This is a genomic window from Pseudomonas peli, from assembly GCF_900099645.1.
Taxonomy (GTDB): Bacteria; Pseudomonadota; Gammaproteobacteria; order Pseudomonadales; family Pseudomonadaceae; genus Aquipseudomonas; species Aquipseudomonas peli.
The window spans coordinates 1,093,101-1,114,015 of record NZ_FMTL01000002.1; the positions used below are offsets into that span (position 1 = coordinate 1,093,101).

Here is a 20,915-nt window from a genome sequence, read left to right on the forward strand (position 1 = left end):
TGCAACTCCGACATGGCAGCGGTTAGCTGTCAGAGGGGCCCGGCGTTGCGGGCGCAAATGTAGACAGGCGCGTGGAGTTTCTCAATCACTCAAGGGTTGCAAGTTATTTCAATTTTAGATGGAGCAGTTGAGTTCAAAACGTCCAATGACAGGCGTTGAATAACCCCGGGTTACCAGGAGAGTTCAAAAAATCGTCGCCAGGCCAGCACACATGAACAGCCACCGACGCTCAACTTGGAAGCGTCGTCCCCGATAAGATGTCATTGCTAAGGCATGACCACTTATCGGGGAAAGGCTGAATATTTCTAAGTGCTTTCGTTACGTATTGGAGGCTGCCGGTAGCACTCGTTTGAGGATATCGGCCAGCGTTACAACGCCAAGCAAGCTATCCGCGTTCATGACTAAAGCGAGTTGAACGCTGGATTTTCGCATTTGCGCAAGTGCTTCGTAGACGGGAGTTTTTGCGTCGAGCACAAAGGCTACCCGCGCAAGCTCATGCGCCGCGCGAGTTTCCGGCTCAAGCAAGGTGTCGCGGACGTGAACCACCGACGGCTGAATACCCTCGGCGCCCAGCACAAGAATGCGCAAGTGCCCAGACTGGATAGCCGCGGCACGAACATCTGCAACTGTTGCGTCCCGCGTAACGTGAACCAGCTCTTCACCTTCGACCAGCAAGGCTTCTACGGGTAGCGTGCCGAGGTCGATCAAGCCTGAAAGCTGCTGCTGCATCTGCGGCATCAACGTCCCGACCTTTGCCGAATGCTCAACCAGTTGGCGGATCGTCTCAATATCCTGGCCGCCCACTGCCGCGCTTTCGACGGGCTCAACACCCGAAGCCTTGACGAGACGGTTGGCGATTCGGTTTACGCAGCTCAACAGCTGACGCAGCGGCCAGATATACATGCGCGAGATAATGCCAATTGCCAAGGCGGATCTTTCCGGGTGAGCAATGGCCCAAGACTTGGGCGCCATTTCACCGACCACCAAGTGCAGGAATGTCACCAGGAACAGCGCAAGGCCAAAAGCTGTGCCTGCCGCAGCCCAATCGGGCAAGCCCCAGGCGATAAACACAGGACCGAGCCAAAGGTCGACCGCAGGTTTCGTCACCGCACCCAAGGCAAAGGTGCAGAGGGTTATACCCAGCTGAGCACCAGCAAGCATCAAGGTCAGGTCATTCATGCCGCGCAGCGCGGCTCGAGCGGACAGACTGTTGACTGCCAGCTCTTCAAGTCGGTGCCGGCGAGCGCCGAGCAACGCGAACTCAATGACTACGAACAAAGCGCTCAGCGCGATCAGTACGACTGTCGCGATCGTAACTATCAGCGGATCATTCATTGCTCTTCCTCCGCCATAGGCACCTTGACCAGTCGCACGCGAACTTCAGTCGGTACGTGTCGTTCAATGCGCAGAACATCGACTTCGAGTCGATACATCACCGGCTCGTCGGAGATCAACTCGCTAGGATCGATAGGCAGGTCAATGGTAACGGTGTCGCCTTCCGCTGGCAGTGCGCCAAGCTCAGCGATGAGCATGCCGGCAACCGTCTCGACATCAACGCGCGGCAGGTCATGGCCAATTATGCGTCTGACCTCGTCGAGGTGAACGTCGCCTTCCATAGTCCAGGTGTCGTTACCCTCGGAGACGATCGCATCGCCGACTTCAGCATCATGTTCATCGGTGATTTCACCAACGATTTCCATGGCGAGATCTTCGATGGTGAGCACTCCAGCGAAACCGCCGTACTCATCGATAACGCAGGCCAACTGGTTGGTTGTTTGCACCAACTGGTCAAGTGCGTCCGGCAGGAGCATCAGTGTTGGCAGTACCTTGGCAGGCCGCATCAGCGACGCAACGGTCTCCTGACCGTTGCCCGCATCGAGGCGCGCGAGCACGTCGGCGAGATGGACAACGCCGACTGGAGCATCATCGTCATCAATCACCGGGTAGCGGGTGTGGGCACGCGCCATCAGGCCGCGCAGCTCTTCGAGCGTCGTATCGGGCTCGACCCAGTCAACTTGGGAACGGGGCACCATTGCGTGCTCGACGTTGCGCTGCGGGAAATCGAGGATGCGATCCATCATGAGCGAAAGCTCAAGTGGCAGATCGCCGCTGTCGCGAGAGTCAGCAATGATGTGCGGCAGATCGGTAGCCGAGGCGCTCACGTCGAGGTCATGAATAGGCTCGATACGCAGTAGCTTCAGGAGCAGGTTGGCCGACTTGTCGAAGAAGCTGATCAACCAGCCGAAGGCCGACATGTAAAAGAGCGTCGAGCGGGCCAGCCCGAGCGACAGCGGCTCAGGGTTGGCGATAGCCAGGTTTTTTGGGTAAAGCTCACCCACGATCATTTGGATAATCGTCGCCGCTACCAGCGCTATACCGGTGCCGACTGCCACTCTGGCTTCAACCGGAATAGCGGTTCCTGCGAGCAGGACGCCCAAAGATTCGCCTACGAGCGGCTCAGCGACATAACCCACAAGCAGACCGGTGACGGTAATGCCCAGCTGGGCACCCGAAAGCATAAAGCTTGTGCGATTCGTGACGGCCAGTGCACGTTTTGCCGACGTATCACCGGCAGCAGCCAAGGCAGCAAGCCGTGTGCGGTCGACCGCCATGTAGGCAAACTCTTGTGCAACAAAGTAGCCATTAGCCGCGATGATCGCGAGGATGACCAGAATGCCAAGAAGAAGGGTAATGATAGGTTCGATCATTTGGCTGCAAGACCAAATTCAGGAAAGGTAAAGCGGCTGTATGTTGCGGGGTCGGGGTCCACGAAGGAGTCCATGCGAATAAGGGACAAGGAGAATACGGGCGATCCTAGAAACCAGTAGTCTTCGATACACGACAAATCACTGAAGCATGCCAAGAGACTAAAGCTCTATGGGTGTTTCAAATCAAACGGCCGCTTTTGGCCCGATCGCTGCCCTCCTCGCCAGCGACTGTGGGTCCAACCCACTCCCTTCGGGCCAAATCTTTTGTGTTCTTACGCTCAACTAGCCTGCACACAACTCGGCTGCCCAGCCGAGTAGCGCACGCCGGGGCTGACGGCGGCGTTGAATTCTTTGAGAGCAGTCGAGCCGATCAGCAGTGGGTATTCAAAGGCACTGCGGTCGGTCAGGTTAACCTCAATGTTCTTCAGTTCATCGCCCACGCAGATGTCCATCTCAACCACCGGGCGCTCGGTGTAGAGCTGCTTGTCACCCGGCTGACGGTCATCGGCACGGCGTTTGATATAGCTCATGCGCGCAAGTGGCTTTTCAATGACCTGTGCGTGCGGAGCGTCTTCCAGGCCAAGCTGAAAGCGCACCCACTCGCCTCCATCACGCTTGAACACCTCGATATTCTTGGCACTGAGCGAAGCCGTTTCGGCGCCCGTATCAAGCTTGGCGGGCAGTTCCAGGTCCAGTTCCTGCAAAGAAACCTTCTCGTGCAAGCCGTAGATTTGCGGCTCGCTGGCCATCGCACCGCTAGCAAACAGTGCAGTGCAGAGTGCGACGGCGGCCGGGACCTGCTTGAACGGTAGGAAGGCGAGGTTCGACATACGGTGACTCCAATAACATGTAGAAAGTGACGCTACGTTAACGTCGCTGGCTGAACTCAAACTTAATCAGGCACGTATAAAAACTTCGCCCCGCCAGGAATGACCATGGCGGGGCGAAGTGGTTTCATGGGAGGTCGTTCAGACCTCAAGGCGGATCATTTGAGATCGAAACGATCCAGGTTCATCACCTTGGTCCAGGCAGCCACGAAGTCCTGCACAAACTTCGCGGGTGCATCGCTGGTGGCATACACCTCAGCCTGAGCGCGCAGCTGGGAATTGGAGCCGAACACCAGGTCAACCTGGGTGGCGGTCCATTTCAGGTCGCCAGTTTTACGGTCGCGGCCTTCCAGTACACCTTCGCTGGCAGACTTCTGCCACTTGGTGCCCATGTCGAGCAGGTTGACGAAGAAGTCATTGCTCAAGGTTTCCGGACGCTTGGTGAACACGCCATGCTGGGCTTTGCCGGCATTGGCATTGAGCGCGCGCAGACCGCCGATCAGCACGGTCATCTCCGGCGACGTCAGTTCCAGCAGCTGCGCCTTGTCGACCAGCAACTCGGCCGCAACGTTTTCGTAACCCTTGCGGGCGTAGTTACGGAAACCGTCGGCCTTGGGCTCCAGCACCGCGAAGGACTCGACATCGGTCTGATCCTGCGTGGCGTCAGTACGGCCTGGGGCAAACGGCACCACGGCATCTACACCGCCCTTCTTGGCAGCAGCTTCCACCGCGGCAGAACCGGCCAGAACGATCAGATCCGCCAGGGAGACTTTCTTACCGCCAGCAGCCGAGGCGTTGAAGTCTTTTTGGATGGCTTCCAACGCTGCCAGCACCTTGGCCAGTTCAGCCGGCTGGTTAACTTCCCAGTCCTTCTGCGGAGCAAGACGAATGCGCGCGCCGTTGGCACCACCACGCTTGTCGCTGCCACGGTAGGTGGATGCTGATGCCCAGGCCGTATTGACCAGCTGAGCAATCGACAGGCCGGACGCCAGGACTTTGGCTTTGAGGCCTGCGATGTCCTGCGCGTCAACCAGCGCATGATTGACCGCCGGAACCGGGTCTTGCCAGATCAGTTCTTCCTGCGGCACCAGCGGGCCGAGGTAACGAGCACGCGGGCCCATGTCGCGGTGGGTCAATTTGAACCAGGCGCGGGCAAAAGCATCAGCGAATTCCTGCGGGTTCTGGTGGAAACGGCGAGAAATCTTCTCGTAAGCCGGGTCCATGCGCAGCGACATATCCGCAGTGGTCATCATCGGCGGGTGTTTCTTCGCCGGGTCGTGGGCATCCGGGATCAAGTGCTCGGGTTTGACGTTTTTCGGTGTCCACTGATGGGCACCGGCCGGGCTCTTGGTCAGTTCCCACTCGTAACCGAAGAGCATGTCGAAATAGCCGTTATCCCAAGTGGTGGGGTTGGGTTTCCAAGCCCCTTCGATACCACTGGTGGTGGTGTGTACGCCTTTGCCAGTGCCTAGCTTGTTGATCCAGCCCAGGCCTTGCTCTTCCAACGGCGCGGCTTCCGGCTCAGGGCCAACCAGGGAAGGATCACCGGCGCCGTGGGCTTTACCGAAGGTGTGACCGCCGGCTACCAGCGCCACAGTTTCTTCGTCGTTCATGGCCATGCGGGCGAAGGTTTCGCGTACATCGCGGCCCGATGCCAGTGGGTCAGGATTACCGTCCGGGCCTTCCGGGTTAACGTAGATCAAGCCCATCTGCACAGCGGCCAACGGGTTTTCCAGCTCGCGATTACCGGTGTAGCGGCTGTGCGGTTTGTCGCTGGTGGCCAGCCACTCGGTTTCCGAACCCCAGTAGGTGTCTTCTTCCGGCTCCCAGATGTCCGGACGGCCGCCGGCAAAGCCGAAGGTTTTGAAGCCCATGGATTCCAGCGCAACGTTACCAGCGAGAACGAACAGGTCAGCCCAGGACAGTTTGCGGCCGTACTTCTGCTTGATTGGCCACAGCAGGCGACGGGCTTTGTCCAGGTTGCCGTTATCCGGCCAGCTGTTGAGCGGCGCAAAGCGCTGATTGCCGGTGCTCGCACCGCCACGGCCATCGTGGATGCGGTAGGTGCCGGCAGCGTGCCAGGCCATACGGATCATCAGACCACCGTAATGTCCCCAGTCGGCTGGCCACCAGTCTTGCGAATCGGTCATCAACGCAGTGAGGTCTTTAATAACGGCATGCAGATCAAGCGTCTTGAATTCCTCGGCGTAATTGAAGCCTTCGCCCATGGGGTCGGACTTGGAGGAATGCTGATGAAGAATTTTCAGGCTGAGTTGGTTAGGCCACCAGTCGGCATTCTTTGGGGCGCCACCCGCCACAGTGTTGGTTCCGGTAGCACCCGAGAATGGGCATTTCGCATCATTTGACATGTCTCTCTCCTGTTGTTTTTCACCTAACGGGGTGGACTCAGCTTGGTAGCTGGACTGCGAACGAGCCAATAGGATTTGGGTATGACCTTTATAGTAGTCCGGGTATATGTCGCCGTGACTATAGAGTCAATGCCGCAAAACAGCTGATAAAGTAACGGCCATCGGCGTCCTATTGGCGCCTTGATAGATCGCATTTATTCCCCCCTATTGAGTGTCGATTCGTGGATGAGACCCGCCAAACAATTGATGCCAGCGACGCCGACGTGCTGGCTTTTATGCAGCGCCAACTGCGCTCTGGCCGAGTAAAAACCAGCGTATTGGTGAGCCTGACGCAAAAGGAATTTGCCGATGTCAGCCATGAGCGCATCGTGCAATGTTTCAATCAGCTGGATTCCACCTTGCTCAAACGCTAAGTGCAAGCCAACGCCGAACAGTGCCCTGTTTGACTTAACCCTCGCTTGCCCGCTCGACCCGACACTGGAAGCAGTTGAACTTGGAGCGGATATGCACGTAGGCCACGTGGGGATCGCTGAGAATCTGCTGACAAACTGCTGTTAATGATTTGCCGGGCACCACCTGACCGGTGTCGTAGCGAATCCAGTCGTCACTGCCATAGCCACGCACAATCGCCGGTTCCAGAAACGCAAACCAGGCAGGCAATGTCGCCTGCTCATACCGTTCACAGGGTTGCTGATGCAGAAAGATCGGCCCAGTTTCGGCATAGGGTTGCAGAGCGGCAAAGGGCCGGTGAGCCAACACCAGCTTGGTTGCACCGGGTGTGATCAGGCTCAGACAATGCCGGCAAGGATTAGCCAGGCCTTCAGCCGGGCGCTGCACCGGTAACTGGCCGTTGGCATCCAGCCCGCCTTGCCAAATATGCATAGCCTCGGCATGGGCTATGCCGTGAACGCGTAACGCAATTGGGGCGGTATCAGTGGGTAAGGTCATCGCAACAACTCCTTGAGTGGGGTGTGCGACACACCTTAGGCAGCCGACGAGGTGCTCGCGATGCAATTCTGACTTTCAAATTTAAGGGCTTTTGTTCAATGTCGGATGCGCCGTTATGCTCGCGGCGATCCAACCCGATTCTGCAGGGAGCGTTAGCCATGCTTGGCAAATTATTAGTAACTCTCGGCATCGTGTTTTATGCCGTGGTGGTGCCGATTTTCGAGTTGAACGACTCGCACGTGTTTAACCCCAGCTGGGAGGCACATGCGCGTTTGCATGAGGTCTGGCAATTGGCGACCAACTGCGCGATTGGTGCGTTCTCGTTCTGGCTGGTGTGGTTTAAAGCCAACCTACGGCTGAGCAGCCTGATGACCTTCTTCGTCACTGGCGGCTTCCTCTTGGCCTATGCCTTGCGTGGCAGCTACGGCGGCTCGATGGTGTTGTCCGATGGTTCGGAAAAAATGATTCTGGGCATCAACCTAGGCTTGTTTGCCTATACGCTGGCAATCATCCTTGCGCTGCTGGCCCTGTATCTGGATCGTTCACACCGGCCTGCAACTTAAATTTGCGCCGAGTATCTGATGCCTCGGCCCAATGTCTGCGTCAGTAAATGCGAACGCCCCTTCCGGAGATTCAGATGTCCCGCACCCCCTCACTCAAGCCCTTACTCGCCCTGATTGCCCTCGCCTGCTTTGCCATGCTCGGCGGCGCCTTGCTGCTGCAGCACCTGGCAGGCTGGGAGCCGTGCACCTTGTGCATTCAGATTCGCCTGTGGCTGCTTTGTGGGGGCGCTCTCAGTTTGCTGATTCTGGTTGCAGAAGCCCTTGGCCTGCGCTGGCTGACCTTGCCGTCATGGCCGTTGCTGCTGGCTGCGGCGGGCATGGCGGTGTATGACAACACGCACTTGGTGCTGATCGAAACTGGCGTGCTGGAAAGCTCCAGTTGCTCGCCCTTCCCCTTCTATGCCTTTTACCTACCGCTGCATGATTGGTTGCCCCGCGTGTTTATGAGTGCAGGTGTGTGCGGGGAGAACGACTACAGCATTCTCGGCCTGTCGTTTACGTACTGGACATTGCTCAGTGTTGCCTTGCTCTTGGCGCTGTGCCTGCTAGCTGCCTGGCGTGCAGTGCGCCGCTGATCCTTTAGCGCAGATCTTTTGCAGGTGGCGGTAAAACGCCACTTGCTCTCTCATAAGCGGCTTTCTGCCGATTTTTGCCCAGAAATGGCGAACTATCGCCACTCACTGTGCGTTTGATCACGCACGTTTTGTGGTTGAACCAGCCCTGCAGCCCTGCTGCCACTCTGGCATACGCATTGCGATATAGCCGGTGCTCTGCGCACAACAACTGAATGTGTCGCCGAATTAATCTGACACGAATGCCAGCCTGCTAAGCCCCATCCTGGCTCGCCGTCAGCACCACAACATAAGAACAACAGGACCATCGCTATGTTGAAGTCGATCTGCGCCCTCGCCGCTGGCAGCCTGCTACTGGCGTCTACCACGCTTCACGCGGCAACCGACAAGGGGCCAATCGTGATCAAGTTTGCCCATGTGGTTGCAGACAACACCCCTAAAGGCCAAGGCGCATTGCTGTTCAAAAAATTGGCCGAGGAGCGCCTGGGCGACAAGGTAAAAGTTGAGGTCTACCCCAACTCCAGCCTGTACGGCGATGCCAACGAGCTCGATGCATTGGCTAAAAACGAGGTGCAACTGCTGGCGCCGTCGCTGGCTAAGTTCGAGAAATACACCAAGCAATTGCAGGTGTTCGATCTGCCTTTCCTGTTCGATGACCTGGACGCCGTCAATCGCTTCCAGAAACGCGCAAAAGGCCGCCAGTTGCTGCGTTCCATGGAAGACCACAACATTGTCGGGCTGGCTTATTGGCACAACGGTATGAAACAGCTTTCGGCAACCAAAGCGCTTCTGGTACCGGGCGACGCAGCCGGTTTGAAGTTCCGTATCCAGCCTTCATCGGTGCTGGAAGCGCAGTTCAACCAGCTCGGTGCCACGCCGCTGGCCATGCCGTTTGCCGAAGTCTTCGACGCGCTGAAAAGCGGCAAGGTCCAGGGTGCGGAAAACCCCTGGTCAAACATTTACAGCAAGCAATTGCACACGGTGCAGCCGTTTATCACCGAGACCAACCACGGCGTACTCGACTACATGCTGGTGAGCAACCCACGTTTCTGGTACGGCATTCCGCACCAGATCCGCATGGAGCTTGAAGGCATTATTGATGAGGTGACCTACGAGGTGAACCGTCAGGCCGAAGCCGCTAACCAGGCTGACCGCGACCGTATCGCAGCGGCTACCGGTACCCAGGTGATCGCATTGAGCGACGAGCAACGCGACGCCTGGCGTAAAGCCATGCAGCCGGTGTGGCAACAGTTTGAAGGGGTTATTGGGGCTGACGTGATGAAGGCCGCCCAAACGGTCAACCGCAACAGCCATAACTGACCCTGCGGTTGACGCTTACTCTCACCTTGCCGCGTCACCAGGCTGCTGGCGGTTGCTGGAAATCCGCCAGTAACTGCCAGGACTCAAGCGCTGTGTCAGTACCAGCATCACAATGATGCAGATGAGCATCAGCAGCCAGGTTGCGGAAAAGCCACCAGTGTATGCCCGCAGCCAGCCACCGGCGGCGGGCGCTAATGCGTTAATCAGGAAGCCAACCCCCTGTACAAAAGCCGCCAATTGGCCAGCGGCAATCGGCTCCTGCACATGATCCAGGCTGAGGAGCAGGCAGAGGGCAAAGCAGGCCCCCAGGCCAAAGCCGATAAAAGCGATCCAAAGACCGGGCAGCTGTTGCGGCGCCAGTAACAACCCGGCAAAGCCTAATAACTGCGCCATCAGGCTGATACTCAGCAAACCACGGCGCTCGCGCATGTGCTGGGCTAGCGCGGGCATGCCCAAGGCGGCGATCACCTGAAATAGCGTCATCCACGCCAGTAACAGCCCACTGTTCTGGCTGCTCCAGCCCAAGTGCTGGTAGTACGCCGGGAGCCAGGCCACCACGGCCATGTAGCCGCAATTGCTGAAGCCGAAATACACCGCCAAGGTCCACGCTCGTTTGTTACGTACAAAACGGCTCAAACGGTGCTCTGCCGGTAATAGCTGAGCGGCACGCCAGGGCGTTCGCACCCATAACAGCAAGCCGATGAGCGCCGGCAGCGCCCATACCTCCAGGCCGATTTGCCAATGGCCAAAATGGCTGCTGAGTTGCGGGCTAAACCAGGCTGCAAGCCCTCCGCCACTCATTAACGCAGCGGAGTAAATGCCCATGGCCAGTGCCACGCGCCCTACAAATCGGCGCTTAATCAAACCAGGCATCAATACCTGAATAAGCGCTATACCCACCCCACTGATTAACGCCGTGAGCAGCAGCACCAGGCTGCTGTGAACCATTCCGCGCAGCGCGCAGGCCAGCAGAATGCACAACAAGCCGAGCGCGATGCCCCTGCCCTCACCCAGGCGGGTCTCTACCTGGGCACTGAACAATGCCAACACCCCCATGCACACCACTGGCAACGTGGTGAGCATCCCCGCCATTTGGAAACCCAGGCCGACGGCGGCGCGAATGTCATTCAGCAAAGGGCTGATGGACGTCAAACTCGGGCGCAGGTTGAGCGCCACGAACACCACAACGCACAGCCAGGCGCCGGTGCGCCAACCGGGACTGACATGCCGTTCAGACCAGCTAAACATGTTGCGCATGCCAGCGTTGATAGAGCGCTGGCACGGCATGGTGCGCCATGTGCTCAATGCAGATGCGTTGTTCTGCCAGTGGCAAACATAGTTGCTGATACGCGTCTGTTGTCGATAAACCTAAAGGCTCAGCGTCTGCGTTGGCGGCGGCAAACACCACCCGGCTGATGCCGCACAGGTGCATCGCGCTCAGGCACATGGGGCATGGTTGCCCGCTGGCATAGATCACACACCCGGCCAAGCGGTTGCTGGCCAGAACCTGACTGGCCTGGCGGATGCACAGCAGTTCTGCATGCGCGGTTGGGTCGTAACTCAGGTGCATCTGGTTGCTGGCTGCGCTGATCAGCGTGCCTTCACGGACCAACACCGCGCCGAAAGGCCGACCGCCCTGCGCCAGGTTGGCAGCAGCCAAGGCGATGGCCTGCTCAAGAAAGTTGCGGTCATTACACACGGCGTACTCACCAGCGCAGGAATCGTGGCGAGGATTATCCTGAGCGGCACAGGTATGCTGAAATTAAATATAAGCATGCCAATCAGTTGATTCAGGAATACCCGAATGCTTGATCTCCTGCTTTTGCGCAGTTTTGTCGCCGTGGCCGACTGCGCCAACTTCACCCGTGCGGCCGAGCGCCTGCACCTTACCCAGTCAACTGTTAGCCAGCAGATCCGCCGCCTGGAGGACAGCCTTGGCTATCGCCTGTTCGACCGCAGTGTGCGGCAGGTGTTGATGACTGCAGAAGGCGAACAACTGTGCAGCTATGCCCGACGCATTCTCGCGTTACACGATGAGGCTGAAGATGTGCTGCGTAACCGACAAAGTGAAGGCGTGCTGCGTTTGGGTGTACCCGAAGACTTCGCCGCCGAACGCTTGATGCCGCTGCTCGCCGACTTTGCCGGCCGGCAAACCAGCGTGCGCTTGGAAGTCAGCAGCGGGCTCAGCCCTGAACTACTGCGGCAGTACCGTGAAGGCCAATTTGATGTGCTACTTAGCAAGCAGATGAACCCCGGCAGCGATTGCCTGGCGGCCTGGCCGGAACCACTCTGTTGGCTCGACAGCCGGCAGCATCCGGCGCTGCAGCGCAATCCTGTGCCGCTGGTGGTATTTGCTCCCGGAGGGCTGTATCGCCAGGAAATGATCCAGACCCTGGAGGTACAAGCTCGGGCTTGGCGCATCAGCTATTCCAGCAGCAGCCTGGCCAGCGTCTGCGCCGCAGTCGCTGCTGGGCTGGGTATCAGCTTGCTGCCGCAACGGGTACTGCAGGCGGATCATCAGCGGATCGACAGCCTGCCGGCAGTAGAAGGTATGCACCTGACGCTCTATGCACGGCACAACCTGGGGCCAGCGGGTACAGCCCTCAAGGAGCGGTTGTATCAGCTGTGCCAGGAGCAGACGCGCTAGCACTAGCTGGTTGCTCTTCCAACAACAGCTGTTGCTGCCAACCACCCCCAAGGGCCGCGATCAGCTGCACGCTGGCGGTCAGACGATTGCCCAGCAAGCTGAGAGTGGTGCGTTCATTGTTCAGCGCCGTGGCCTGCACACTGACCACGCTGTTGAAGTCCACCGTGCCGGCGCGGTACTGGTTTTCGATCAGGCGCAAGGATTCGCGGGCGGCGTCTAGCGCTTCCTGCTGGATCACGGCTTCCTGCTGCAGCACACGCAGTTGCACCAGGTAATCCTCCACCTCGCGGAAGCTGTCGAGCACCGATTGGCGGTATTGCGCCACGGTCTGGTCGTAGGCCGCTTCGCTGCGATCCAGCTCGGCGCTGCGCGCGCCGCCATCGAACAGGGTCAGCGCCAACTGCGGACCGAGCGACCAGAAACGGTTGGGCAGATCGATCCAGTCGGCAAAGCTGCTGCCACGGTAGCCACCGCTGGCGGAAATGGTCAGGTCCGGGTACCAGGCGGCTTCGGCGACGCCAATCTCGGCATTGGCGGCGATCACCCGGCGTTCCGCGGCAGCGACATCGGGACGGCGTTCCAGCAGTTGCGACGGCAAAGCCACGGGGATTGCTGGCAACGCGGGCAACTGCTCGCGTACGGCAATACTCAGCTCGCTCGGCGGCACGCCGATCAGTACGGCAATCGCATGCTCCAGCTGCGCACGCTGCCATTTCAGGTCGATGGCCTGAGCCTGGGTGCTTTTCAACTGGGTCAGCGCCTGGCTGACATCGGACTTCGGCACGATGCCAGCGTTGTACTGGTTTTCCGTGAGCTTCAGCGAGCGTTCATAGGCCGCCACAGTGGCATCAAGTAGGCGTTGTTGATCATCCAGCACGCGCAGTTGCAGGTAGTTCTGCACCAGCTCGGCCTGCAAGCTGAGCTTCAGTGCCGCCAGGTCGGCAGCGCTGGCCTCATAGCTGGCGCGGCTGGACTCCAGCGAGCGGCGCAACTTGCCCCAGATATCCAGCTCCCAGGCGGCATTCAGGCCCAGTTCATAACTCTTGCTGATCCCCCCCGCGCTGCTTGTGGTGCTGACGCTACTGGTATTGGAACCGTTGCCCTGGCTGCTGCGAGTAGCCCCAGCGCTGCTCGAGAGGCTCGGGTAGAACGCCGCACGCGCGCCGCGCACCAACGCACGAGCCTGGCGGTACTGCGCCTCGCTGGCGGCCAGGTTCTGGTTGGAAACATTCAGCCGCTCGACCAGAGCATTCAGCTCGCTGTCGCCATACAACTGCCACCAGCTGCCGCGCTCCAGCACATCACCTGGCTTGGCCTGGGTCCAACCTTCAATCTGTTTGAACTGCACCGGGGTTTGCAGCGGCGGGCGCTGGTAATCCGGGCCAATGGCACAGGCGCTCAGGGCCAGACTCAACGCCAGCAAGGTGGGTAAACGATAGGCAACGAGGGCTTTCATAACGGGGTTTCCAGGGCAGCGTCAGTGCGCACTCCGCGCCAGCGGTTGACCCGGTGGCGCAGGCGGTCGAAATACAGGTAGATCACCGGTGTGGTGTAGAGGGTCAGCAACTGGCTCAATACCAGCCCACCGACAATGGTGATGCCCAGCGGCTGGCGCATTTCCGAGCCTTCGGCGCTGCTCAGCATCAGCGGCAATGCGCCGAGAATCGCCGCCAGGGTGGTCATCATGATCGGTCGGAAACGCAGCAGGCATGCCTGGCGGATCGACTCGTGCGGGCTCATATGCTGCTGACGTTCAAGCTGCAGGGCCAGGTCGATCATCAGAATCGCGTTCTTTTTGACGATGCCGATCAGCAGGAACAACCCCAACAATGAAATCAGGCTGAACTCGATGCTCATCAGCTCCAACGCCAGCAATGCGCCGACGCCGGCCGATGGCAAGGTGGAGAGAATGGTCAGCGGATGGATATAGCTCTCGTACAGTACGCCGAGGACGATATACACCACGACCAGGGCCATCAGGATCATCCATGGCTGATTCTGTTGCGTCTGCTGGAAAGCACCACCGGTACCACCCAGCATGCCTTGAACTTCCGTGGGTAACGCAATGCGCGCAATGGCCCGATCAATGGCCTGGCTGGCTTGATCCAAGCTGACCCCTTCGGCCAGGGAAAAACCGATATTTTCCACGGCAAACTGCCCTTGGTGACTCACCCGGTCTTCTTCCAGGCTGCGCTCCCAGCGGGCAAAGCTGGACAAGGGCACGCGCGCGCCCTCGCTGGTAATCAGCTGAATCTGGTCGAGGGTTTCCGGGTACTCAGCGAACTTCGGATTGATCTCCATGACCACGCTGTATTGATTGAGGCTGTCATAGATGGTCGACACCTGGCGCTGGCTAAAGGCGTTATTCAGCACAGCGGTAATCATGTTCATGTCCACGCCCAGACGCTTGGCCACATCGCGGTCAACCACCAGACGAATCTGCTGAGTGCCTTCAGCCTCTTTGGCATCGATATCGGTCAGCTCTGGCAAGGCTCGCAACGCTTCACGTACGGGGGGCAACCAGGTGCGCAGGGCATCGAGGTCGCCTGACAGCAGCATGTACTCGTTTTCCGAGCTGCGCCCTTCCCGCCCACCGATCTGCAGGTCCTGATCCGGCATCAGGAACATCCGCCCGCCCGGCACTTTCGGTACTGACTGACGCAGGCGGTTGATTACTGCCTGGGCGTCGACCTTGCGCTCAGTAACTGGCTTCAAGCGCACGATCATAAAGGCGTTGTTGATGCCGCCACTGCCGCCAATAAACCCGGCCACGCTTTCCACTGCAGGATCGGCCAGCACGGCACGGCGATAAATCTCCATTTTCGGCTGCATGACCTGGAATGACAGACCGTCATCGCCGCGAATAAAGCCGATCAATTGGCCAGTGTCCTGCTGCGGCATAAAGGTTTTCGGCACGCTGACAAACAGGAAGATATTCAGCGCGATGGTGGCCAGCAGGCTGAACAACATCAGCAGTGAATGCTTGAGAGCCCAGTCCAGCCCCCGTGCGTAAAACGCCAGCACACGTGTCTGCACGGCCGCACCCCAGCGTTGCATGATGCTGGGCGGGCGTTCAACGGTGTCGGCCTTGAGCCAGCGCGCACAGAGCATCGGCGTCAGCGTCAGCGACACCAGCAGCGAGATCACGATGGCCATGGCCAGGGTGATGGAAAACTCGCGGAACAACCGCTCGACGATACCGCCCATGAACAGGATCGAGATAAACACCGCGACCAGCGACAGATTCATCGCCAGCAAGGTGAAGCCCACCTCGCGCGCGCCCTTGAACGCCGCCGCCATCGGCGTTTCGCCGGCCTCGATATGCCGCGAAATGTTTTCCAAAACGACGATGGCGTCGTCCACCACCAGGCCGGTGGCGATAATCAGCGCCATTAGTGACAGGTTGTTCAGGGAGAAATCCAACAGGTACATCACCGCAAAGGTGCCGACCAGCGACACCGGCACGGCCAGGGCCGGAATCAGCGCTGCGCGCCAACGGCCAAGGAAGGCGAACACCACCAGTATGACCAACACCACGGCGATCAGCAGGGTTTGCTCGGCCTCATGCAGGGTGGCGCGAATCACCGGCGAACGGTCCATCGCCACTTCCAACTCGATACTGGCGGGGATCACCGCGCGCAAGGCCGGCAACTGCTCGCGAATGCCAGCAATGGTTTCAATGATATTGGCCCCGGTCTGCCGGTTGATGACCAGCAGCACTGCCTGCTCATCGTTGAAGAAACCGCTGTTGTAGCGGTCCTCAACGCCATCGGTGACGCTCGCGACATCTCCCAGTCGCACGGCTGCGCCGTCCTGGTAGCGAATGATCAGCGGCAGGTAATCGGCGGCTTTCTCCAGCTGATCGTTGGCCTGTACTTGCCAGTGCCGCTCGGCATCTTCCACCGCACCTTTCGGCCGTTTGGCGTTGGCCGCGCTGATGCTCTGGCGCACCTCATCCAGGGCGATGCCGTACTGATCGAGCAAGCGTGGCTCCAGCGCCACACGCACGGCGGGCAAGGAACTGCCGCCGATCTGCACTTCACCCACACCGGTGACCTGGGCGAGCTTCTGCGCCAGGATGGTCGAGGCTACGTCGTACAGCTGGCCCTTGTTGAGCACGTCGCTGGTCAGCGACAGCACCATGATCGGCGCTTGCGACGGGTTGATCTTGGCGTAGGTCGGCATGCTACGCATGCCACTGGGCAGCAGCTCGCGTGAAGCATTGATGGCCGCTTGCACCTCGCGGGCGGCGGCGTTGATGTCCCGATCCAGGTCAAACTGGATCATGATCCGCGTGCTGCCCTGGCTGCTGCGGCTGTTCATCTGGCTGATGCCAGCAATGGTGCCGAGTGAGCGTTCCAACGGTGTGGCCACACTCGACGCCATGATTTGCGGGCTGGCCCCCGGCAGGCTCGCCTGCACGGTGATCGTGGGGAAATCCATCTGCGGCAGCGGCGCAACCGGCAGCAAACCAAAGCTGACGCCGCCGAGCAGCAGAATCGCCAGGCTCAGCAGCAAGGTCGCCACCGGCCGGCGGATAAAGGGCGCGGAGAGGTTCATCGGTTGACCACTAGCCCGGCTGCGCTACGGCCGCTAATGCGCCGCGACAGGCGATCGAAGTACAGGTAAATCACCGGAGTGGTGAACAACGTGAGGATCTGGCTGAGCAATAACCCGCCGACCATCACCAGGCCCAGCGGCTGGCGCAGTTCAGCGCCGGAGCCGGTGGCCAGCATCAGTGGAATCGCGCCAAACAGCGCGGCCAAGGTGGTCATCAGAATCGGCCGAAAGCGCAGCAGCGCCGCCTGGTAGATCGCCGCTTCCGGCTGCATGCCCTGGTTGCGTTCGGCGTCGAGGGCGAAGTCGATCATCATGATCGCGTTCTTCTTGACGATGCCGATCAGCAGAATGATGCCGATGATCGCAATCAGCCCCAGCTCGTTGCCGCTGATCAGCAACGCCAGCAGCGCGCCAACCCCCGCCGAGGGCAAGGTGGAGAGGATGGTGATCGGGTGGATGTAGCTCTCGTAAAGCACGCCGAGCACGATGTACATGGTGACGATGGCCGCGAGAATCAGCAGCAAGGTGCTCGACAAGGACGCACGGAAGGCTTCAGCCGCGCCCTGGAAGCGCGTCTGCACCGCCGGAGGAATGCCGATCTCCTGCTCGACCCGCTCGATCACTGCCACCGCCTCGCCCAGCGATACACCGCTGGCCAGGTTGAATGATAGGGTCGCGGCCGGGAATTGGCCGATATGGTTGATCAACAGGCTGGCGGCACGTTCCTCGACTTGGGCTAAGGTCGACAGCGCGACCTGCTGGCCGTCGGCGGCCTTGACGTGAATCTGCCGCAACGCCGCCGGGCCGATGCTGCCGGCGTTCTCACTCTCCAGCACCACGCGGTACTGGCTGGACTGGGTGTAAATAGTGGAGATCTGCCTCTGACCGAAGGCGTCGTAGAGTGCATTGTCGATATCGGCAATGCTCACGCCAAGGCGCCCTGCCATATCGCGGTCAATCTGCAGAAACACCTGCAGCCCACGGTTCTGCAGGTCGCTGGCTACGTCCGTCAATTCCGGCTGCTCGCGCAACGCGCTGACCAGCTTGGGCACCCACTCTTCGAGCAGGCTGATATCCGGCGACTCCATGCTGAACTGGAACTGCGTGCGACTGACCCGATCCTCAATGGACAGGTCCTGCACCGGCTGCAGATACAGCTCAATGCCAGGAATCCGCGCCAGTTCCGGCCTTAGCCGTTCGATAATCTGGCTGGCACTGACATCGCGCTCGGCCCGTGGCGTCAGGTTGATCAGCAGACGGCCGCTATTGAGTGTCGGGTTGTCACCGTCCACGCCGATGTAGGACGACAGGCTGGCCACGGCCGGGTCCTGCAATATCACTTCGGCCAGGCGTTGCTGACGCTCGCTCATGGCGCGGAAGGAAATCGACTGCGGCGCCTCGGAAATGCCCTGGATCACCCCGGTGTCCTGCACCGGGAAAAAGCCCTTGGGCACGACGAGGTAGAGCACTACGGTCAGCGCCATCGTGCCGATGGCTACCAGCAGGGTCAGCGGCTGATGCTTGAGCACCCAGGTCAGCCATACGCCGTAACGGGCGATCATCCCGTCGATTACCGCTCCAGCGGCGCGGTAGAAACGCCCTTCTTCCTCGGGCTTTTCCGCCTTGAGCAAGCGCGCGCACATCATCGGCGTCAGGGTCAGCGACACCACCAGGGAAATCAGAATGGCCACCGCCAGGGTGATGGCAAATTCGCGGAACAAGCGCCCCACCACATCGGCCATAAACAGCAGCGGAATCAGCACGGCAATCAAGGAAATGGTCAGCGACACCAGGGTAAAGCCGATCTGCCTGGCGCCTTTAAGCGCCGCATTTAGCGGCGTTTCACCCTCTTCCAGGTGGCGGGCGATGTTCTCCAGCATGACGATGGCATCGTCCACCACAAAGCCGGTGGCGATGGTCAGCGCCATTAGCGTCAGGTTGTTGATGGTGAAACCGGCCAGGTACATCACACCAAAGGTGCCGATCAACGACAGTGGCACGACGATGGACGGGATGATGGTCGCCGACACCTTGCGCAAAAACAGGAAGGTCACCAGCACCACCAGGGCAATGGCCAGCAGCAATTCATGCTGCACACCCTTGACCGCTGCCCGGATGGTTTCGGTACGGTCGGTCAGTACACTGACTTCCACGCTGGCCGGCAGGCCCTGGGTCAGATGGGGCAAAAGCGTCTGGATGCGGTCGACCACATCAATCACGTTGGCGCCGGGCTGGCGTTGCACGTTGACCAGCACCGCCTCATTACGGTTGGCCCAGGCGGCCAGGCGCTGGTTTTCCGCGCCGTCGATAATCTCGGCGACATCTTTAAGGCGCAGCGTGGCGCCGTCCTTGTACCCGAGGATCAACTCGCGGTATTCGTCGACGGATTTCAGCTGGTCGTTGGCATCCAGCTGCGACACCCGTGTCGGGCCGTCGAAGTTCCCCTTGGGCTGATTGACGTTGCTGGCGGTGATCAGCGTACGCACATCGCTGAGGTTCAAGCCATAGGAAGCCAGCGCTTCCGGGTTAACCCGCAATCGCACGGCCGGGCGTTGCCCACCGGCCAAGCTGACCAAGCCAACACCGCTGGTTTGCGCGAGCTTTTGCGCCAGGCGGGTATCGACCAGGTCAAACACCTGCGGCAGCGGCAAAGTGTTCGAGCGGATGGCCAGGGTCAGTATCGGTGTGTCGGCCGGGTTGACCTTGTTGTACACCGGCGGCGCGGGTAAATCGTCGGGCAGCAGATTGCTTGCGCCATTGATCGCGGCCTGCACTTCCTGTTCGGCGACATCCAGCTTCACTTCCAGGTTAAAACGCAGGGTGATTACCGAGGCGCCGCCGGAGCTGGTCGAGGACATCTGTTTCAGTCCGGCCATCTGACCGAACTGACGCTCCAGCGGCGCAGTGACTGCACTGGTCATCACGTCCGGGCTGGCGCCGGGATAGAGGGTCATTACCCGGATGGTCGGGTAATCCACCTCCGGCAGCGCCGAGACGGGCAGCAATCGGTAGGCAATCAGGCCGCTCAGGAAGATCGCCAGCATGATCAGCGTGGTGGCGACCGGGCGCAGGATAAACAGGCGAGAGGTGTTCATTGGGCGCGCGGTGCTCGTTTGCCTTCAGGCGTGGCCGGCGCGCTCTGGGCGGCGACCGGTGTGTCGCCAATCACCTCGACCTTATTGCCGGAGCGCAAACGGTCAGTGCCTTCCAGCACCAGGCGATCACCTGCTTTGAGGCCCTGCTCGACCACGCTGAGCTGGCCGTCGCTGGCGCCCACGCTGATCGGCGTCAGCTGCACCTTGTCTTCAGCGTCCACCACATAGGCGAAGGTGCCGCTGGCGCCAAACTGCAGCGCAGCGGCTGGCATCAGGGTGACGTTTTGCAGGGTTTTCACCCGTAGGCGCACGTTGACGAACTGGTTGGGGAAGAGCATTTCTTCAGCATTGGCGAAACGCGCCTTGAGCTTGACCGTGCCAGTGGCGGTATCGATCAGGTTGTCGACGCTCTCCAGCTCGCCTTCGGCCAGTTTGAGTTTTTCACTGCGGTCCCAGGCCTCAACCGCGAGGGTTTCGCCTGCGCGCAGCTGCTGCACCACCGCCGGCAACTCGGCTTCGGGCAGGGTAAACATCACGGCAATCGGCAGGGTTTGGGTAATCACCACCAGCGGCAGTGCATCGCCACTGCTGACCAGGTTACCCACGTCGGCCTGACGGATGCCCAGGCGACCGGTTATCGGTGCACGAATCTGGGTGAACTCCAGGTTCAGCCGCGCGGTGGCGACATCCGCTTGCAGGCTCTTGATACCGCCCCGGTACTGGTTGACCAGGGCTTCCTGAGTGTCGAGGGTCTGTTTGGCAATAGAATCTTCGGCGTACAAACCGCGGTAACGCGCCAGGTCCAACTCGGCATTGCGCAGTTGCGCTTGGCTTTCCTGCAAGGCGCCCTGGGCCTGCTGCAAGGCGATTTCATAGGGACGTGGGTCGATAACCGCTAGCAAGTCGCCGGCTTTGACCTGTTGGCCGTCCTTGAACAGCAGCTTGACTAGCTCACCTTCGACCCGGCCACGCACATTCACTGTGTTATAGGCGGTGACGGTACCCAAGGCCTTGAGCTCAACCGGGAAATCACCTTGCGTCACGTTGGCAACACGCACGGGCACCGGCCCACCATCGCGCCACGGCCCACCGCGTGCGGGCGCTTCCGGCGGGCTGGGCCAGAACCACCACAACAGTAAGGCCAGAACTACCAGCGCAAGCGAGCCGACCAGCCATTGGCGCGACAGGTTACGAGGACGAGTGGTGAGCTGTGTATCAGGCATGGCGACAATCACTTCCTTGGGGAGCGTGAACGATATTCACTATCAGCCACCCTGCAAAGCCTCTTTACCGCCTATTTACCTTT

The 20,915-nt window shown here is 59.8% G+C and carries 16 protein-coding genes; 5 read left to right on the forward strand and 11 right to left on the reverse strand.

The genetic code is table 11. The features are described from left to right. Positions 1 to 318: 318 nt before the first annotated feature. The 4 genes from BLO50_RS13925 to katG form a co-directional block, all read right to left on the reverse strand. Entirely contained in the window at positions 319 to 1,335 is a 1,017-nt protein-coding gene (locus BLO50_RS13925) for a CNNM domain-containing protein (protein WP_090253815.1), read from the reverse strand. Beyond that, positions 1,332 to 2,708, reverse strand: a complete 1,377-nt coding sequence (locus tag BLO50_RS13930) for a hemolysin family protein (protein WP_090253817.1) — start codon at positions 2,706 to 2,708, stop codon at positions 1,332 to 1,334. The genes BLO50_RS13925 and BLO50_RS13930 overlap by 4 nt, the downstream gene beginning before the upstream one ends. Positions 2,709 to 2,986: 278 nt before the next feature. Further along, positions 2,987 to 3,457, reverse strand: a complete 471-nt coding sequence (locus BLO50_RS13935; protein ID WP_090254116.1) for an ATP-dependent zinc protease family protein — start codon at positions 3,455 to 3,457, stop codon at positions 2,987 to 2,989. Between the two features lie 236 nt (positions 3,458 to 3,693). After that, positions 3,694 to 5,904 (reverse strand): catalase/peroxidase HPI, encoded by a 2,211-nt coding sequence (katG, locus tag BLO50_RS13940; RefSeq protein WP_090253819.1) that lies wholly within the window; start codon positions 5,902 to 5,904, stop codon positions 3,694 to 3,696. Between the two features lie 221 nt (positions 5,905 to 6,125). On the opposite strand from katG, the gene BLO50_RS13945 reads away from it, so the two are divergent. Continuing rightward, positions 6,126 to 6,317: a hypothetical protein gene (locus BLO50_RS13945; RefSeq protein WP_090253822.1), complete on the forward strand. Its 192-nt coding sequence runs from the start codon at positions 6,126 to 6,128 to the stop codon at positions 6,315 to 6,317. Between the two features lie 34 nt (positions 6,318 to 6,351). Here the strand turns inward: BLO50_RS13945 and BLO50_RS13950 are convergent, their stop codons facing one another. After that, a complete protein-coding gene (locus tag BLO50_RS13950) occupies positions 6,352 to 6,852 on the reverse strand; it encodes a DUF1203 domain-containing protein (RefSeq protein WP_090253823.1) in 501 nt (166 codons plus the stop codon). A 158-nt stretch (positions 6,853 to 7,010) separates the two neighbouring features. On the opposite strand from BLO50_RS13950, the gene BLO50_RS13955 reads away from it, so the two are divergent. From BLO50_RS13955 to BLO50_RS13965, 3 genes are all read left to right on the forward strand, one after another. Further along, on the forward strand, positions 7,011 to 7,415 hold the full coding sequence (locus BLO50_RS13955; protein ID WP_090253825.1) for a hypothetical protein: 405 nt from the start codon (positions 7,011 to 7,013) through the stop codon (positions 7,413 to 7,415). Between the two features lie 74 nt (positions 7,416 to 7,489). Further along, positions 7,490 to 7,990, forward strand: a complete 501-nt coding sequence (locus tag BLO50_RS13960; protein WP_090253828.1) for a disulfide bond formation protein B — start codon at positions 7,490 to 7,492, stop codon at positions 7,988 to 7,990. A 309-nt stretch (positions 7,991 to 8,299) separates the two neighbouring features. Continuing rightward, positions 8,300 to 9,307, forward strand: coding sequence for a TRAP transporter substrate-binding protein (locus tag BLO50_RS13965; RefSeq protein ID WP_090253830.1), 1,008 nt, complete (start codon positions 8,300 to 8,302; stop codon positions 9,305 to 9,307). A 21-nt stretch (positions 9,308 to 9,328) separates the two neighbouring features. Here BLO50_RS13965 and BLO50_RS13970 read toward each other — a convergent pair whose 3' ends face one another. Further along, on the reverse strand, positions 9,329 to 10,555 hold the full coding sequence (locus BLO50_RS13970) for a CynX/NimT family MFS transporter (RefSeq protein ID WP_090254118.1): 1,227 nt from the start codon (positions 10,553 to 10,555) through the stop codon (positions 9,329 to 9,331). Next, entirely contained in the window at positions 10,548 to 11,006 is a 459-nt protein-coding gene (locus BLO50_RS13975; RefSeq protein ID WP_090253832.1) for a nucleoside deaminase, read from the reverse strand. Before BLO50_RS13975 ends, BLO50_RS13970 begins: the two co-directional genes overlap by 8 nt. A gap of 105 nt (positions 11,007 to 11,111) precedes the next feature. Between BLO50_RS13975 and BLO50_RS13980 the strand changes: the two genes are divergently transcribed. Continuing rightward, a complete protein-coding gene (locus BLO50_RS13980; protein ID WP_090253833.1) occupies positions 11,112 to 11,954 on the forward strand; it encodes a LysR family transcriptional regulator in 843 nt (280 codons plus the stop codon). On the opposite strand, the gene BLO50_RS13985 is transcribed toward BLO50_RS13980, so the two are convergent. The 4 genes from BLO50_RS13985 to BLO50_RS14000 are packed head-to-tail and all read right to left on the reverse strand — an operon-like array spanning position 11,911 to position 20,832. Beyond that, a complete protein-coding gene (locus tag BLO50_RS13985) occupies positions 11,911 to 13,410 on the reverse strand; it encodes an efflux transporter outer membrane subunit (RefSeq protein WP_090253835.1) in 1,500 nt (499 codons plus the stop codon). The genes BLO50_RS13980 and BLO50_RS13985 overlap by 44 nt on opposite strands. Next, positions 13,407 to 16,514 (reverse strand): efflux RND transporter permease subunit, encoded by a 3,108-nt coding sequence (locus BLO50_RS13990; RefSeq protein WP_090253837.1) that lies wholly within the window; start codon positions 16,512 to 16,514, stop codon positions 13,407 to 13,409. Before BLO50_RS13990 ends, BLO50_RS13985 begins: the two co-directional genes overlap by 4 nt. Beyond that, the gene (locus tag BLO50_RS13995; RefSeq protein ID WP_090253839.1) at positions 16,511 to 19,609 is read right to left on the reverse strand and encodes an MdtB/MuxB family multidrug efflux RND transporter permease subunit; all 3,099 of its coding nucleotides are present in this window, start codon (positions 19,607 to 19,609) and stop codon (positions 16,511 to 16,513) included. Before BLO50_RS13995 ends, BLO50_RS13990 begins: the two co-directional genes overlap by 4 nt. Further along, the gene (locus tag BLO50_RS14000; protein WP_090253842.1) at positions 19,606 to 20,832 is read right to left on the reverse strand and encodes an MdtA/MuxA family multidrug efflux RND transporter periplasmic adaptor subunit; all 1,227 of its coding nucleotides are present in this window, start codon (positions 20,830 to 20,832) and stop codon (positions 19,606 to 19,608) included. Before BLO50_RS14000 ends, BLO50_RS13995 begins: the two co-directional genes overlap by 4 nt. Positions 20,833 to 20,915 lie beyond the last annotated feature (83 nt).